Origin of the sequence: Vibrio cincinnatiensis (genome assembly GCF_022113815.1) — a bacterium.
GTDB lineage: Bacteria > Pseudomonadota > Gammaproteobacteria > Enterobacterales > Vibrionaceae > Vibrio > Vibrio cincinnatiensis_A.
In genome coordinates, this window is sequence record NZ_SGOM01000004.1 from 259,977 (window position 1) to 276,234 (window position 16,258).

Below are 16,258 nucleotides of genomic sequence, written 5' to 3' on the forward strand. Positions count from 1 at the left end.
ATTAAGTCTCCTCCGATTCATGAACCTAAGTTTCAGAAGGTTAACTAATGACTTTTAGTTGCTTAGTCCCTGTCACAGAGAGGCTTCCTTTGGCTGCCTCTTCTATATGTCCGCTCCACCAGCTCATCATTGGGCGGCGGCGTTCAAGGTAGTCAGTACGGTTATAAGCACTACGTACTTGGTTATCATCAACGTGGGCTAGTGATGCCTCGATTAAGTCACGGTCAAAGCCTTGTTCATTGAGAGTGGTGCTCGCTAGCGAGCGTAGACCGTGGCTAACAAGTCGACCTGCAAACCCCATACGTTTCAGAGCCATATTTGCCGTTTGGCTATTGCATGGTTTCTTCGGATCACGATCTGAAGGAAAGATAAATTCACGATGGCCGCTTATCGGCTTCATTACTTCTAATAGCGCCAGCATCTGCTCTGTGAGCGGGATGCGGTGCTCTCTTCTTTTTTTCATTTTCTCGGCTGGAATGGTCCATATCTTTTCTTCCCACTCAATCTCATCCCATCTAGCGCCTGCGGCTTCAGAAGGTCGTGTCATGGTGTGAAGTTGCCACTCAATTAAACAACGAGTAGTACGCTTTATACTGGCATTGGCGATGGCTCCCATGAGCTCAGGGAGTTCTGTCGGTGCCAATGCTGCCATATTTTCTTTTTTGGGCTTTTTGAAAGCCGCACGAATACCGGTCAACGGGTTGGCTTGGATGAGGCCACAGTTGGCAGAATAGTTCATTACTTCATTCAGTCTTTGAACTAAGCGCTTAACCGTTTCTAGACTACCCTTGGCCTCTATTGGCTTAAGAAGGTCTATGACTTGTGGTGCAGTAATTTGTTTAACCGGTGTATCAGCAAGGGAGGGGAAAATGTGCAAATCAAGAGAACGCCAAATATCAACGGCATAGTCAGGAGTGATATCGTGCTTTTTGATTTCAAACCATTCTTTAGAAACATTTAAAAATGTATGTTCATGAATCGCTTTGTGTTCCTGTAACTTTTGCTCTTTATATTCCTGAGGATCAATTCTTTGTGCGATCAACTCTCTTGCTTCTAGAGCACTTTTTCGTGCTTGTACGAGAGAAACATCTGGATAGCGTCCTAAGTTGAGATTTGCTCGTTTGCCATTTGTTGGTCTGTAGTAATTGAGTTGCCATTGTTTAGAGCCACTTGGCAAAACTCGCAACTTTAGACCTTGGCCGTCAACAAGGCTGTATTCTTTTTCCTTGGGCTTCGCGTTTTTGACTTCTGTTGCAGTGAGCGGCTTCGTTTGTCTAGGCATGTTAGGAACCAAAAGTAAGGAACATAATACTAAGGTTCCTACAATGGTTACTAAAAGTCAAAGATGTAGTGAAACGTCTTGAGATGCTATAAGACGCTAAGTTATTGATTTTTGGTTGTAGCAGGCAAGAAAAAAGACGTCCTGAGACGTCTTTAAACTATGAGTTGGTGGAGCTGGCGGGATTTGAACCCGCGTCCGAAAATCATTCATCATTGGTACTACATGCTTAGTCGATCTTTAATTTCACCATCCACCTGCGAACCGACACGCTAATGAATGACTAACCTGAATTATAATTCGCCGTTCATCTCTCAGGTGGGAAAATCCGGGCTAGCGCGTTTGGTTTTGACTCTCTGTTATTCCCCGTCTTACGTGCGGAAGCTAGGGCAGAGAGGCTCTCAGCAGGGTATTAAGCTGCTAGTGCGTAGTTTTCGTCGTTTGCGACTATTTTTTTGCGGTTTGTTAACGAGGCCTACCGCACCTCGGCATGCACCTCAGACTTCAAAATTCCCGTCGAATCCAGAATCAGCCCCAGAGGTAGTTGGTGCATAGTACCAGAATCGAAGATTCTGTCTAGCATCAATTGGTTAAGTGGTTACAATTAACGCAACGCACTTTTCATAACACGCGCTTTTTGGCGCTGCCAATCTTTATCTTTTAGATCATCTCGCTTATCGTGCAGTTTTTTACCTTTAGCTACACCGATTTTAAGTTTGACCCAAGAGCGCGACCAATATAAAGAGAGGGCGACAAGCGTCATTCCTTCACGGTTAATACGGCCAAATAAGTTATCTAACTCACGGCGTGACAGCAGTAACTTTCTAACACGAGTTGGGTTTGCCACGACATGGGTTGAGGCTTGCTGCAATGGTGTAATGCTCATGCCAGAAACAAAAGCCTCTCCGTCTCGCAAGAAAACATAGCTTTCTGCAATATTGGCTTTTCCTTGGCGAAGGGATTTTACTTCCCAGCCTTGAAGCTCCAACCCTGTTTCTACTTCATCTTCAATAAAGTATTCATGGCGAGCTTTTTTATTGAGCGCGATAGTGTTGCTACCCGCTTTTTTCGTTGATTTTTTCTTTACCATAGTGGGTGCATTATACGGATTGGTCAAAAGTAAGGGAATGTTTTTCTTGATGTAGCATAAGGATATCGTTCGATAACTTCAAGCTGTTCACTGCTTACTCTTAATTACACTATGATAGCGGTTCTCAACTTGAGGTGTACTAGGGATAAACGTACAATCAGCCGCAAGCGTGGTTTAGGGTTTATAAAGGGGATAACAATGAAGCAAGTGAGTCGTTCTGCTCTAGTTGCTTTTAGTGCAGAGCAAATGTTTCATTTAGTTAATGATGTAGAAAGTTATCCAGATTTTTTGCCCGGCTGTTCTGGAACGCGAGTGCTGGAATCCGCTCCTGATAAAATGGTAGCTTCTGTCGATGTTGCGAAAGCGGGAATCAGTAAAACTTTTACAACGGAAAACCATCTGAATCACGGTCAATCAATTATTATGAATTTAGTTGATGGTCCATTTCAGACTTTACGAGGTGGATGGTATTTTACTCCGTTGGATGAACAAGCGTGTAAGGTTGAATTGAAACTGGAGTTTGAATTTTCCAGTAAAATGATTGAGCTTGCCTTTGGAAAAGTTTTCAATGAATTGACGAGTAATATGGTGAATGCTTTCACTAAGCGAGCCAAGCAGGTATATACGTTATGAGTATTGAATCAGAAATGATACACGTTGAGGTAGTGTATGCGTTACCTCATGATCAGCGTGTGATTACTTTAGTGGTGAATTCGTCTATGACCGTGGAAGAGATCATTCGAGAGTCAGGCATTTTACAAGCATTTCCAGAGATTGATTTGGCTAAAAATAAAGTGGGTATTTTTAGTCGTAATGTAAAACTTGATGCTACGGTGCGAGATCATGATCGAATTGAAATCTATCGCCCTTTATTAGCTGACCCGAAAGAGATTCGCCGCAAGCGTGCAGAGCAAGCCAAAGCCGAGAAAAATCATACAACAAAGTGATGAATACGCGATCCCCGATGATGATAAACAGGCATGATCGGGGAAGGTTTAGATGATTAAATATGGTAAGTGACGAGTTCTCTTTTATAGGCAGTAGTCAATTCAAATGCTGATTAGGCTCTACTCGAGCCTAGATAAATGAACGCTCTTTAGTTTAGACCTTCAAAGAATGCATCACTTTGTTGAAAATCTCCCGAAATGGTTACTAATGTTCCGGAATCATTGAAATCAACGATCAAATTCTTCTGAATGGATGGGTTATGCCCTGGTGTATGGTGGTAGATGTAATACCAAGTATTCGGGTAACCATTTTCAATGAGCATTGGTGAACCAAGAACGAAACGGACTTGTTCTTTGGTCATGCCAAATTTCAATTGTTCTACGGCTTGTTGTTCAACATAATTGCCTTGATTTATATCAATTCGGTATACCAATCGTTCAAGTACAGAGCAGCCAGATAACAATGTGACTGCGAGGGGGATGGCAACAAGCCACTTGGTTAACTGCATATTAAAATTCTACTGCCAGTAAGAGTTAAAACTAGGTTGATAATAAACAAGCTCTGAGCAGATGTAAAAACTTCACTCAGCTCAGAGCCTATTAAGACTACGAATTTTGAATTAGGTTGCAAAGATTCTTTTAAACGATGAATTTTTAAGCAGCAACCAGTAACTCTTTTGCGTTAGCGAGTGTTGATTCTGTTATTTGGCTGCCACCGAGCAAGCGAGCCAGTTCTGTGATTCGTTGGTCGATATCTAATTTTATCATTTGTGTTTCTGTCTTACCGGCTTTGGTTTGTTTTGCCACAAAAAGTTGATGATGTCCGCAGCCCGCAACTTGAGGGAGGTGGGTGACGCAGAGTACCTGAGTGGATTCCCCTAATTTTCGTAGCATTTTTCCCACAACAGCGGCTGTTGGTCCCGAAATACCTACATCGACTTCATCAAAGATTAGGCTAGGTGTTTCTACTTTCTGCGCAGTAATAACTTGAATGGCAAGGGAAATCCGTGAGAGTTCTCCACCGGAAGCAACTTTGGCAATGGGTTGTAAGGGCTGGCCTGGGTTTGTTGAAACGAAGAAAGTGACATCATCAAATCCCAGTGGGGATGGCTGACCATTTTGCTGATTTACATTAATTTTAAATTGGGCTTTTTCCATACTGAGCTCATGCATGCTCAAGCTAATCAATTTATTCAATTCTTTCGCATAGCGGCAGCGAGATTTATGCAACTTTTCTGCACAGCTTAAGAATGTTTGATAGTAATGAGTTACCGCTTCTTCTTGCTCTTGTATTTTTTCTTCTGAGCTATCGAGTTGAGCAATGTGTTGTAATAAAGTTTGATGATGTGCATAAAGATCTTCAGGAAGTACATGATGCTTACGTGCTAATGAAAGTACTCGTGAATAGCGCTCTTCTACATAGGCCATTCGTTCTGGATCAACATCAATATTATCAAGGTAAGTACGTAGTTCATTATTGGCTTCTTCTAGCTGAATTACAGCATCACTCAGCATGGTGGGAATGCTAGCTAATTGACTATCCATTTCGGCTAGTTCAATCACCGTTTGGCTGATGGATTGAAGTAAGTTGAGTACGTTGACTTCCTCACCTTCATAAAGCAAGTTGATGGCTTTTTGGCAACTGATGGCGAGATCGCCGCTGTTGGCTAAACGTTTATGCTCTTGTTCTAATTCGAGAAATTCATCTTCACCGATCGCCAATTCATTCAGCTCTTTAATTTGATATTCCAGCAATTGGAGCTGAGCTTGATTTTGTTGGCTATTTTCTTGTAATTGTTTTAAGCGGTTATGAGCTTGACGCCAATGTTGATAAGCGAGGCGCGTTTGTTTTAAAAGGTCATGGTGGCCTGCATATTGGTCCAGCATGGCCAGTTGTTGTTCAGGTTTCATTAATTGCTGATGAGCGTGCTGCCCATGAATATTAATAAGTCGTTGTCCGAGTGATTTTAATTGGGAAAGAGGGACGGGGCTGCCATTAATAAACGCTCTGGATCGTCCATCTTTATTGATTATGCGACGCAAAATACATTCTTGCCCATCAAGTAAATCATTATCTTCTAACCAGCGAGTGGCGTGCAGGTTATTATCAAGCAGAAAAGCGGCACTCACTTCGGTTTTCTCTTCATTTTGGCGAACCATACTGGCTTCGGCTCGGCCACCAAGACACAAGCTAAGAGCATCAATAGCGATGGATTTACCCGCTCCAGTTTCGCCGGTAATGGTCGTCATTCCTTTTGAGAGTTCAAGTTGAAGAGATTTGACAATCGCAAAGTTATTTACACTTAAATGAGCCAGCATTTTAGCACCTGTACAATTTAACAATACTGTATAAAGAAACAGTATATACTGTTTCTTTATACAGTAAAGTTATCTAGGTGAAAATTTTTACGCTGTATGATGGAGTGTGAGGTTTTTCAAAACAACTTGCTGGACCACCCGAGCTTATTACGCAGAACATGGTAATAACTGTAGTCTTGTGGGTGGATCAGCTTTAACACATTAGTACTTTGGTAAATATGAACTTCATCACCCGGTGAAACCGGTAAAGAGACTTGCCCATCACAGCTGACTTCTTGTGTTCCTCGGTTATCGGGCGACACCACTAATTTTATGCGACGTTCGCTATCGACCACGATAGGTCGAGAAGAGAGGGTGTGAGGAAACATAGGAACCAAGGTGATTGCATTTAAGCTGGGGGATAAAATTGGTCCTCCTCCTGATAGGGAGTATGCCGTCGAACCCGTCGGGGTGGAAATAATTAAGCCATCTGAACGTTGAGAAAAAGCAAAATTGTTATCAATGTAGACTTCAAATTCAATCATATGAGCGATTTTACCCGGGTGTAAAACAGCTTCATTCAGGGCTGAATTATGACTTTTGATTTGTCCGTGACGATGGATTTCAGCTTCAAGCAAAAAACGGGTTTCTTGCAAATAATGCCCATCCAGTACACTGCCTAACTCGTTTTGGAAGTTGTCAGGGTTGAGGTCGGTTAAAAAGCCTAAGTTACCGCGATTAACACCGATGACGGAGATATCGAAACGGGAAAGTACACGTGCAGCCCCCAACATATTCCCATCACCACCTACGACAATGGCCAAATCGGCTTTATTCCCTAATTCAATGAGGCTAGCAAAATGTTCTTGAGGGATATCGGTTAGAATTTCACGTAAACGATCATCAATAAAAACAGACTTTCCGATCGCAGTAAGCCAGAGATAAATCTCCTTATGTGTTTGAATAGCTTGTTGATCTCTTGGTTTCCCAATGATAGCGATCACGTCAAATGGATTTTTCATACGCTTTCCAACCGAATTAGGCTTGAATCAGAATTCTTCATCCCCATAATAAAGGCAAGTTACGCTTTTATGCGAATTTTTGTGTCAGGAAACGAAGAGAATTTGATTCTTAAACACAATTGTGATGAGAATTCTGGAGATATCATGAGCAACGAAGAAAATAAAATCAAAGAGGAAGATCTGCAGCAAGAAGCGGTAGAAGTGGAAGCGGATGTCGTCGGCAGTGATGAAGATATCGATTGGAATCAAGACGTTGAACCAGAAGAGTTAGATGAGCAAGAAAGTAAGATTGCTCAATTAGAAGCGGCTTTGCTGGCTAGTGAAGCTCGGATTAAAGAACAGCAAGAAGGCGTGCTTCGTGCTCGTGCTGATGTCGAGAATATGCGTCGCCGTTCTGAGCAAGAAATTGATAAAGCTCGTAAATACGCCTTAGGACGTTTCGTTGAAGAATTATTGCCAGTGTTGGATAACTTAGAGCGTGCTATCCAAGCGGCTGATAATGAAAACGAAGTGATTAAACCCTTTTTAGAAGGGGTTGAGCTGACCCATAAAACCTTTGTTGATGCCGTAGCAAAATTTGGGGTAAGCGTAATTAACCCTGAAGGTGAAACCTTTAACCCTGAATATCATCAGGCGATGTCCATTCAAGAAAGCCCAGATCACGAATCGAATACAGTGATGTTCGTCATGCAAAAAGGGTATGAACTGAATGGTCGTGTGGTTCGTCCTGCGATGGTGATGGTGGCTAAATAAGCCTTCATCGTGAGAGGGGGCTATTTATTAAAAAGAAGCGAGGTCAATTAAGGCTTCGCTTTTTATTATAAAATTCAAAAATTTTTTTACTTTCCCCTTGAAAAGAGGTTCTTTGCCCCTATCTAAGGGGCATACGAGAAACAAACATCCACGTTTTTGTTTGTGAATGGGGTTGAAACCCAGTTCTCCATCCCCACATTAGGGATATACAGCAAAACGAACATATAGAATTATTTCGGAGATAGCCTGATGGGTAAAATCATTGGTATTGACTTAGGTACTACTAACTCATGTGTAGCCGTACTAGACGGTGACAAACCTCGCGTTATTGAAAATGCTGAGGGTGAGCGCACCACCCCTTCTGTTATTGCTTATACAGATGGTGAAACACTCGTTGGTCAACCAGCAAAACGTCAAGCTGTAACCAACCCTGAAAATACATTATTTGCCATTAAACGTTTGATTGGTCGTCGTTTTGAAGACGAAGAAGTTCAGCGTGATATTGAAATCATGCCGTACAAAATCGTTCGTGCAGACAACGGTGATGCTTGGGTTGAAGCGAAAGGTCAAAAAATGGCCGCACCTCAAGTTTCTGCTGAAATTTTGAAAAAAATGAAGAAAACAGCAGAAGATTACCTTGGTGAAAAAGTAACAGGTGCTGTTATTACTGTTCCTGCTTACTTTAACGATGCTCAGCGTCAAGCAACTAAAGATGCTGGCCGTATCGCTGGTCTTGAAGTTAAACGTATTATCAACGAACCAACGGCAGCTGCTCTGGCTTATGGTCTTGATAAACAAGGCGGCGATCGCGTTATCGCGGTTTATGACCTCGGTGGTGGTACGTTTGATATTTCTATCATCGAAATTGATGAAGTTGAAGGCGAAAAAACGTTTGAAGTTCTGGCTACCAATGGTGACACTCACTTGGGTGGTGAAGACTTTGACAACCGCATGATCAACTACTTGGTTGACGAATTTAATAAAGAGCAAGGGATCAACCTGAAAAATGACCCACTTGCTATGCAACGCCTAAAAGAAGCGGCAGAGAAAGCGAAAATCGAGCTTTCTTCAGCACAGCAAACCGATGTAAACCTGCCTTACATTACGGCAGATGCAACGGGTCCTAAGCACATGAACATTAAAGTGACTCGTGCTAAGTTAGAGTCGTTGGTTGAAGATTTAGTACAACGTTCTCTAGATCCATTGAAAGTGGCGCTAGCCGATGCTGATTTGTCCGTTAATGACATTACAGACGTTATTCTTGTTGGTGGCCAAACTCGTATGCCTCTGGTTCAAAAGAAAGTGGCAGAGTTCTTTGGTAAAGAAGCACGTAAAGATGTAAACCCTGATGAAGCAGTTGCCGTAGGGGCTGCTGTTCAAGGTGGCGTTCTAGCGGGTGATGTGAAAGACGTTCTACTACTTGACGTAACGCCACTGTCTCTAGGTATTGAGACCATGGGCGGCGTAATGACTAAACTGATTGAGAAAAACACTACGATTCCAACCAAAGCAAATCAAGTGTTCTCAACAGCAGAAGATAACCAAAGCGCGGTAACCATCCATGTTTTACAAGGTGAACGTAAGCAAGCGATGTATAACAAGTCTCTTGGTCAATTTAACCTTGAAGGCATTAATGCTGCTCCACGTGGTATGCCTCAAATCGAAGTGACATTTGACTTGGATGCCGATGGTATCTTGCATGTGTCCGCTAAAGATAAACAAACGGGTAAAGAACAAAACATCACTATCCAAGCTTCTGGTGGTTTGAGTGATGAAGAAATCGAAAAAATGGTTCAAGAAGCGGAAGCAAACAAAGAAGCGGACAAAAAGTTCGAAGAGTTAGCGACCGTACGTAACCAAGCGGACCAAATGATTCACGCAACGCGTAAACAGATAGAAGAAGCGGGTGATGCACTGCCTGCTGATGAGAAAGAGAAAATTGAAGCTGCGATTAGTGAATTAGAAACAGCGAAGAAAGGTGAAGATAAAGCCGAAATCGACGCTAAAGTTCAAGCTCTAATGACGGCCGCACAAAAATTGATGGAAATCGCTCAACAACAAGCTCAAGCACAAGGTGCGAATGCTGAACAGCAATCAGCACAAGACGATGTGGTGGATGCTGAGTTTGAAGAAGTCAAAGACGATAAAAAATAATCGTTTTTAGCCCCGTTAGCCCTCGTGGCTAACGGGAGTCTAGATTGTCTTGCTTGCGGGCGTTTGGGGTAACTCTTACGCCCGTAAGTTTGTCATTATTCTTGTGTCTATAAAGATAAAGGACAAGCCTAAAGCCTTTATCTATATCGATACAACCACCAAGCGGTCAGTCCGTTTGCAGTAACAATTGGTGACTTAAAACATGTCAAAACGTGATTTTTACGAAGTATTAGGCGTTAGCCGTGATGCCTCAGAGCGCGATATTAAAAAGGCCTATAAGCGCCTAGCGATGAAATTCCACCCAGACCGTAATCCGGGTGATGCCAGTGCTGCGGATAAGTTTAAAGAAGTAAAAGAAGCGTATGAAATTCTGACCGATCCGCAGAAAAAAGCCGCTTATGATCAATATGGTCACCGAGCCTTTGAGCAAGGGGCGGGTGGTTTTGGCGGTGGCGGCTTTAGTGGCGGCGGGGCTGATTTTGGCGATATCTTTGGTGATGTCTTCGGTGATATTTTTGGAGGAGGACGCCGTGGCGGCGGCTCACCTCGCCCTCAACGTGGCTCTGACTTACGTTACAATATGGAACTTACCCTTGAAGAGGCTGTTCGAGGTTGTAGCAAAGAAATTGAAGTCCCAACACTGGTGCATTGTGACAGTTGTGACGGCTCTGGTGCGAAAAAAGGCACTACTCCTGAAACGTGTCCGACCTGTCATGGTCATGGTCAGGTTCAGATGCGACAAGGTTTCTTCGCGGTTCAGCAAACCTGTCCAACTTGTCATGGTAAAGGTAAGATCATTAAAGACCCATGCAATGTTTGTCATGGGCAAGGCCGTAAGCAGAAGAGCAAAACCCTGAATGTCAAAATCCCTGCGGGTGTCGATACTGGGGATCGTATTCGTCTAGCCAATGAAGGTGAAGCGGGGGAAATGGGAGCTCCAGCCGGTGATTTATATGTACAAGTGCATGTAAAAGAGCACCATATCTTTGAGCGTGACGGTAATAATCTGTACTGTGAAGTTCCGGTGAGCTTTGCGATGGCGGCATTAGGTGGGGAAGTTGAAGTTCCTACGCTTGATGGCCGAGTTAACCTGAAAGTGCCTGAAGAAACACAGACTGGGCGTATGTTCCGTATGCGTGGTAAAGGGGTCAAAAGTGTTCGTGGTGGTGCTGTCGGTGACTTGATCGTCAAGTTGGTTGTTGAAACACCAGTAAAACTGAGTGCTCGACAAAAAGAGCTACTGCGTGAGTTGGAAGAGTCATGTGGTGGTGAGGCAGCCAATAAGCACAAGCCAAAGTCTGAAGGTTTCTTCAATGGTGTGAAGAAGTTTTTTGATGATTTAACTAGCTAATCTATTAGCGCTCAAATATATAAGCCCCAATCTTAGCTTCACCTAAGGTTGGGGCTTTCTGTTTCTACCAAAAGCTACCAACACGAAGTCGGGGTTCTCTCTCCAGTACTTTTTAGTTCAAGCTTGGTATAACGGTGGCCTCGACATTCATCCGTGCTTTGGCCTTTATTTGCGATGGGAGTGGCTGAAATGGTGTAACTTGCACTACTGACTTCTACTGCTAGGGTGTAGCGATTTGGGTCAGAATCACACAATAGACAGCGAGACCCAGAAATAATGCCATTGATTGAGTAGCCTAAATCATAATGTTCTTCTAAATAGAGTTGTATTTTTGCCATATCCGCCATTGCTTGGTTGCGATGAGCTTCTTTGACGTATTGGGTGTAGGCTGGGTAAGCCATACCCGAAAGGACTCCAATGATGACTACGGCGATCATTAATTCGATCAACGTCATACCCTGAGAGAATTTGGTCGATTTGTTGCACCTATTTGTTCGAATCATGTCCATTCGTTCCGTTAACCTGTCTTTTCCTATTGTTAGTAGCTGTTAGCATCAAAGCAAGTTGATTCAGTTTTATCTCACTGTTTGCAAAGGATTTTGGGAAATGGCTCGCGGCTTTACCTTATTAGAACTTCTTATAACCGTCAGTGTTCTGGCCGTAATGCTTGCTTTTGCTGCGCCGAATTTCACGCAAATGAACCAGCAGACGAAGATGATCTCACTGGCGAATGAGCTGCAAGGTTTTTTTATTCAAGCTAAGTCTGAATCGGTGTTTCGTAGTCAAAATTTATGGGTACATATTGAAGGAATGCCATCGACAACCGGAGAGTGGCGGTTGATGTTATCTTCTTCCTCGGCTTTGCCAGCAGCGAATTCACCGGAGATCATTGCAGTATTGTCTGGTGAACGTTATCGAAATTTGTTTATAGACCATACCGATTCAATTAACTCGGTGAAATTTGATCATGTCATGGGAAATCCGGCTCAGGCAGGAAGCCTTACGCTGAAGAAGCATTTTCAAGATAGCGATGGCATTAAAGTGATTATCCATAATCGAGCCGGTCGCATTAAAGTTTGTGGAATCTCTGGGGAAAGCTATGGTTTTGCTGGGTGCTAAAAATAAGCAATTAGGCAGTAGTTTGATTGAATTTATGATTGCCAGTTTGGTTGGAGCGATTGCTCTAGGAATGATTGGCAGTCTGTTTTTATCCAATCAGAAAGCTTCACTCCAACGTAGTAAAGAGATTATGTTACTCCAACAAATGAGTGTGGTGTTACACCAAATGAAAAGTGATGTGTTGCGTGCTGGCTATAATTATTTGGATAATCACTCGATCAAACTCTCTGGGGCTACTCACCTTCTTTTTGTTGAACCTGAGCAGATAGGTTATGTGTACCAAAACCCGATGGCTGTGAGTGCCAGTGTGAGCAATACGGTTTATCGCTTAGATAACAGTAGCCTTAAATACTGCCAAAATAATAGTTTTCAACCATTATCAACGACTTCAGCTGAAACTAAGTGTTTTAATCTTTTTGATCCAAAGCAGATCAAAGTCACTCGGTTTTCCGTCCAGCATGAATCGGTATCCGGTGAGAGCGTACAAAGTGGCGTGATCTCGATTTATTTGTCGGCCGCTTTAGTTAAGACTCCCTCTGTATCTCAGAATATGAACTTACGTCTTATGCAAAGGAACTGGCAATGAAGCATCAACAAGGTGTTGCAACATTACTGATTACCTCTGTGTTACTTTCAGTCGCTTTGGTCATCACACTTGGGTCATATAAAACGTTGTTTTATCAAATTAAGCGAGCCCAGAATGAAGTGAAAGCTCGTCAACAATATTGGGTTGCAGAAGGTGGGCTTGAGTGTGTTTTTAGCTTAACGAAAGCCACGAAAACCTTACCAGAAGAAAGCCATTATGCCGAATGTAATCCACTGGGCCTTATTACTTATCACTATACACAGCCAACACGAAATCAACGCAATGTGACGGCACAATATGGTTTTAGTCGAGTTCAGAAAACCATTACGTATCCGGCAGCAGCTTCAGGTGTGCTCAGAGCTACTTCAAATTTATATTTTTCTGGGGGGTTATCGATGTTAGCCGACCCTGGGCACAACTTGGGTGATAATCAGTGGGCTTGTACCATGTTGCGCTACAGTCAAGATTTTTTAGCCAACGGAACGATCCAAAATAAGGGGTTGAGTGATACTCATCCGCCTTATGCCGGATTTCCTAGTGGTCAATCTTGTGATTCAGATTATGTGACCAATACGAGTGTGAATTATGCGATGCCAAGTACTTTGAAGAAGGATTTTATTCAGGATGTTGATCAGACACCGTTTGAAGACTTATTTGGTGAAAATCGTCAAGATTGGTTCAAAATCATGTCCGATAGTCAGTTTAGTAAAATCTCGGCAAGTAACTTGGTTGATAACAATGGAAAGATGTTATTTAACCAGCACAACTTACCCCCACCAGCGGTGGTTTCTCATTGTGGTAGCAAAATCGTGAACCAAATACAAGCGGGCCAAGACCTCATTTGGATCTATGGTAGTTGCCATCTGGGGGAGAGCGATTTAACCGATATTGGTCAGGCAATTAGCTCAGCGAGCGGATTAGATGGGGTTATTTTGATGGTGCATAATGGCCTGTTCTCGACGAAAGGCGCCTTAACCTTTAAAGGGATGATTTATCACTTTATTTCTAACGCCTCGGATGGAACGCCGGAATTTACCCCTAGTACGGCATTATGGAACAGTTTAAATACAGACCAAGCGGATCAATTAAAAGGGACGGTTGATCATGAAAGCTTACCCTTGCCGAATGTCTCTGTCGACAATACCGCATACTTCCAAAATGGCGCTTTTTATCCAACGGGAGGGTATGTGATGGATGCTCCCGAAACCTATGCTGTATTTACCTCTGCGATGGATTTTTTGTTTAATCGAGATGCCATTGATATTCCATTGCGTAAAATTCGTAAGTTCAAATGGCAGCAGGGATCATGGTATGCGCAATAAACAGTCTGGATTTAGCTTAATTGAAGTAATGATTTCATTTGTTTTGATCGGCGTTGGCGCGTTGGGGCTTGTCAAACTACAAGCTTATATTGAGCAAAGAGCCGATTTTGCAATGCATAGTATTCAGGCACTGAACCTCGCAGAGCAAAAACTGGAGTGGTTTCGTACACGTGGTGCATCAAGCGCGGTATCAACATCTCCGGTTGCGGACTATACTGATGACCTCGTGGCGGGCGAAGATACAAGCCACCCTATTTATACCTTGCAATGGGAGATCCCTTCGATTGAATTATCAGGTGCATTGAAGACGGTCTTGATAACCGCTTCTTGGTCTGATCGCCACGGAAAAAAACAACACATTGAATTTAAAACGATGATATCTCAATATAGTGAGTTTGATTGATTTTTCCTCAATGTATTGGTTTTTTATCTTATTGATGTCTGTCGCCCATTTTTACCCCACAAAACCATGCCCATTTTGTGGTTTAGTTATCGGTTTGTTCTTGATTTGAGGGTGAGTTGCATTACCTTTGTTGCTATATTATCTCATTGATTTGAAATGTGTCTCTGGATGTTTCTAGTGAATTGAAACATTATGCTTGTTTATTGGTTATTTTATAGAATATCTGAATAACTCAATCTGCTATAAAAAAGTCTCAGCAATAGACAAGGAAGAGACATCAATAATTCAAGGCCGTCAGGATAGTTATAACAAGGCCTACAGCAACAACATCTAATTAGGAGTTACTTATGAGTAACCAAGCCGTAAATTTATCACCATCAGGTAAACCTAGCCGTATTGATGGTTTTTTAAACGTAATTGAACGGGTCGGAAATAAGATTCCTGATCCTGCTATTCTATTCTTTTGGGCTCTTGTCATTGTTTGGCTTTCTTCTGCATTACTTTCTCATGTGACATTTGATTTAGTGAACCCTAGAACGGGGGAGGCACTACAGGTGACAAACCTATTAACGGGGACGGCACTGGCAAACTTTTTAGCTAATATGGTCACAACGTTTACCAGTTTTGCTCCATTAGGGATTGTTCTGGTTGCGATGCTTGGGGTTGGCGTAGCTGATTCATCTGGTTTTATTACGACTGGATTGAAAAAAATGCTTAACTTTACTCCAGCTCGATTGCTGACACCGATGTTGATCTTAGTTGCGATCGTCTCTCATACTGCTGCCGATGCCGGATATGTATTAGTTATCCCTCTTGGGGGGATTATTTTCCATGCGGCTGGGCGTCATCCTCTTGCTGGTATTGCTGCGGCTTTTGCTGGGGTATCGGGGGGCTTTTCTGCTAACTTTATTCCATCGGGAATTGACCCTCTTTTAGCGGGGTTTACTCAAACCTCGGCTCAAGTTTTGGATCAAGCTTATCAAGTTAACCCTTTAGCCAATATTTTCTTTACGGGTCTTTCCTCAATTATCATTGTGGCTATCGGCTGGTATGTGACAGAAAAAGTGATCGAACCACGGTTAAGTCAAATTCCAGTGGATGACGATGCAGAAACAGCCCCGGATCTCGGGTCATTTTCTGCTGCTGAGTCAAAAGCTTTTCGCTATGCAGGCGGAGCTATGTTACTTGGGATTGCACTGTTGGTTGCCGCTTTATGGCCTGAAACATCGGCATTACGTTCACCGGAAGGCGAACTTACGGCATTTTCAGCCCCCATTATGAAATCGATTGTGCCGCTTATCTTTGTGCTTTTTATTATCCCCGGTATTGTTTATGGCCGTGTAACGGGGAATTTCCGTAATAGTAATGATGTTATCAAAGCCATGTCTTCGACCATGTCGACCATGGGAGCCTATATTGTAATGTCTTTCTTCTGTGCTCAGTTTTTGTCTGCATTTAGTCATTCAAATATAGGCACAATGCTGGCTTTATATGGTGCAGAAGGGTTGAAAGCACTCAATTTACCGGGGCAAGCGACCATTGTTGGCATGATCTTATTAACGGCGATGGTTAACCTATTGGTGGGCTCTGCTTCAGCAAAATGGGCACTCATTGGCCCTATTTTGGTTCCTATGTTGATGGCGGTTGGCATTTCGCCTGAACTGTCTCAAGCGGCTTATCGTGTTGGAGACTCTGTCTCAAATATCATTTCTCCCCTTATGGTGTTCTTCCCTCTGGTCGTGGTTTATTGTCAGCGTTATGTAAAAGGGACGGGGATTGGTACGTTAGCCTCATTGATGATGCCGTATTCGATTGCGATGTTGATTGGCTGGACCATTTTCCTACTGATTTATTGGGCCCTTGGCATTCCATTAGGTATCCAAGCCCCGTATATCTATTCACTGTAAAGTTATAAAAAGCCCGTTTTTACGGGC

At 42.9% G+C, this 16,258-nt stretch carries 16 protein-coding genes and 1 other RNA gene; 10 read left to right on the forward strand and 7 right to left on the reverse strand.

All coding sequences use genetic code 11. The features are described from left to right. Positions 1-40 precede the first annotated feature (40 nt). From EXA13_RS07490 to smpB, 3 genes are all read right to left on the reverse strand, one after another. Positions 41-1,282 carry an integrase domain-containing protein gene (locus tag EXA13_RS07490; protein WP_238132615.1) on the reverse strand — a complete coding sequence of 414 codons (1,242 nt, stop codon included), beginning with the start codon at positions 1,280-1,282 and terminating at the stop codon, positions 41-43. Positions 1,283-1,447: 165 nt separating this feature from the next. Then, positions 1,448-1,815: a transfer-messenger RNA gene (gene ssrA / locus EXA13_RS07495) on the reverse strand. Positions 1,816-1,883: 68 nt separating this feature from the next. Further along, a complete protein-coding gene (smpB, locus tag EXA13_RS07500; protein ID WP_238132616.1) occupies positions 1,884-2,369 on the reverse strand; it encodes an SsrA-binding protein SmpB in 486 nt (161 codons plus the stop codon). A 198-nt stretch (positions 2,370-2,567) separates the two neighbouring features. On the opposite strand from smpB, the gene EXA13_RS07505 reads away from it, so the two are divergent. After that, a complete protein-coding gene (locus tag EXA13_RS07505; protein ID WP_238132617.1) occupies positions 2,568-3,002 on the forward strand; it encodes an SRPBCC family protein in 435 nt (144 codons plus the stop codon). Beyond that, the gene (locus EXA13_RS07510; protein WP_238132618.1) at positions 2,999-3,316 is read left to right on the forward strand and encodes an RnfH family protein; all 318 of its coding nucleotides are present in this window, start codon (positions 2,999-3,001) and stop codon (positions 3,314-3,316) included. The genes EXA13_RS07505 and EXA13_RS07510 overlap by 4 nt, the downstream gene beginning before the upstream one ends. A 149-nt stretch (positions 3,317-3,465) precedes the next feature. Here the strand turns inward: EXA13_RS07510 and bamE are convergent, their stop codons facing one another. The 3 genes from bamE to nadK form a co-directional block, all read right to left on the reverse strand. Further along, positions 3,466-3,825: an outer membrane protein assembly factor BamE gene (bamE, locus tag EXA13_RS07515; protein ID WP_238132619.1), complete on the reverse strand. Its 360-nt coding sequence runs from the start codon at positions 3,823-3,825 to the stop codon at positions 3,466-3,468. Positions 3,826-3,970: 145 nt separating this feature from the next. Then, positions 3,971-5,635, reverse strand: coding sequence for a DNA repair protein RecN (gene recN, locus EXA13_RS07520; RefSeq protein ID WP_238132620.1), 1,665 nt, complete (start codon positions 5,633-5,635; stop codon positions 3,971-3,973). Positions 5,636-5,751: 116 nt separating this feature from the next. After that, on the reverse strand, positions 5,752-6,636 hold the full coding sequence (nadK, locus tag EXA13_RS07525; RefSeq protein WP_238132621.1) for an NAD(+) kinase: 885 nt from the start codon (positions 6,634-6,636) through the stop codon (positions 5,752-5,754). 144 nt (positions 6,637-6,780) lie between these two features. Between nadK and grpE the strand changes: the two genes are divergently transcribed. The 3 genes from grpE to dnaJ all read left to right on the forward strand — a co-directional run bounded on the left by grpE (position 6,781) and on the right by dnaJ (position 10,894). Further along, positions 6,781-7,389, forward strand: coding sequence for a nucleotide exchange factor GrpE (gene grpE / locus EXA13_RS07530; RefSeq protein ID WP_238132622.1), 609 nt, complete (start codon positions 6,781-6,783; stop codon positions 7,387-7,389). A 249-nt stretch (positions 7,390-7,638) separates the two neighbouring features. Then, positions 7,639-9,543 carry a molecular chaperone DnaK gene (dnaK, locus tag EXA13_RS07535; protein ID WP_238132623.1) on the forward strand — a complete coding sequence of 635 codons (1,905 nt, stop codon included), beginning with the start codon at positions 7,639-7,641 and terminating at the stop codon, positions 9,541-9,543. 202 nt (positions 9,544-9,745) lie between these two features. Next, the gene (gene dnaJ / locus EXA13_RS07540; RefSeq protein WP_238132624.1) at positions 9,746-10,894 is read left to right on the forward strand and encodes a molecular chaperone DnaJ; all 1,149 of its coding nucleotides are present in this window, start codon (positions 9,746-9,748) and stop codon (positions 10,892-10,894) included. Between the two features lie 74 nt (positions 10,895-10,968). Here dnaJ and EXA13_RS07545 read toward each other — a convergent pair whose 3' ends face one another. Next, positions 10,969-11,403, reverse strand: a complete 435-nt coding sequence (locus EXA13_RS07545) for a type IV pilin protein (RefSeq protein WP_430794475.1) — start codon at positions 11,401-11,403, stop codon at positions 10,969-10,971. 97 nt (positions 11,404-11,500) lie between these two features. On the opposite strand from EXA13_RS07545, the gene EXA13_RS07550 reads away from it, so the two are divergent. From EXA13_RS07550 to EXA13_RS07570, 5 genes are all read left to right on the forward strand, one after another. After that, positions 11,501-12,013 carry a pilus assembly FimT family protein gene (locus EXA13_RS07550; RefSeq protein ID WP_238132626.1) on the forward strand — a complete coding sequence of 171 codons (513 nt, stop codon included), beginning with the start codon at positions 11,501-11,503 and terminating at the stop codon, positions 12,011-12,013. Next, positions 11,994-12,599 carry a pilus assembly protein PilW gene (locus tag EXA13_RS07555; RefSeq protein ID WP_238132627.1) on the forward strand — a complete coding sequence of 202 codons (606 nt, stop codon included), beginning with the start codon at positions 11,994-11,996 and terminating at the stop codon, positions 12,597-12,599. Before EXA13_RS07550 ends, EXA13_RS07555 begins: the two co-directional genes overlap by 20 nt. Then, positions 12,596-13,921 (forward strand): hypothetical protein, encoded by a 1,326-nt coding sequence (locus tag EXA13_RS07560; protein ID WP_238132628.1) that lies wholly within the window; start codon positions 12,596-12,598, stop codon positions 13,919-13,921. Before EXA13_RS07555 ends, EXA13_RS07560 begins: the two co-directional genes overlap by 4 nt. Continuing rightward, positions 13,911-14,324 carry a type IV pilus modification PilV family protein gene (locus EXA13_RS07565; protein ID WP_238132629.1) on the forward strand — a complete coding sequence of 138 codons (414 nt, stop codon included), beginning with the start codon at positions 13,911-13,913 and terminating at the stop codon, positions 14,322-14,324. The genes EXA13_RS07560 and EXA13_RS07565 overlap by 11 nt, the downstream gene beginning before the upstream one ends. 347 nt (positions 14,325-14,671) lie before the next feature. Further along, on the forward strand, positions 14,672-16,231 hold the full coding sequence (locus EXA13_RS07570; protein ID WP_238132630.1) for an AbgT family transporter: 1,560 nt from the start codon (positions 14,672-14,674) through the stop codon (positions 16,229-16,231). Positions 16,232-16,258 lie beyond the last annotated feature (27 nt).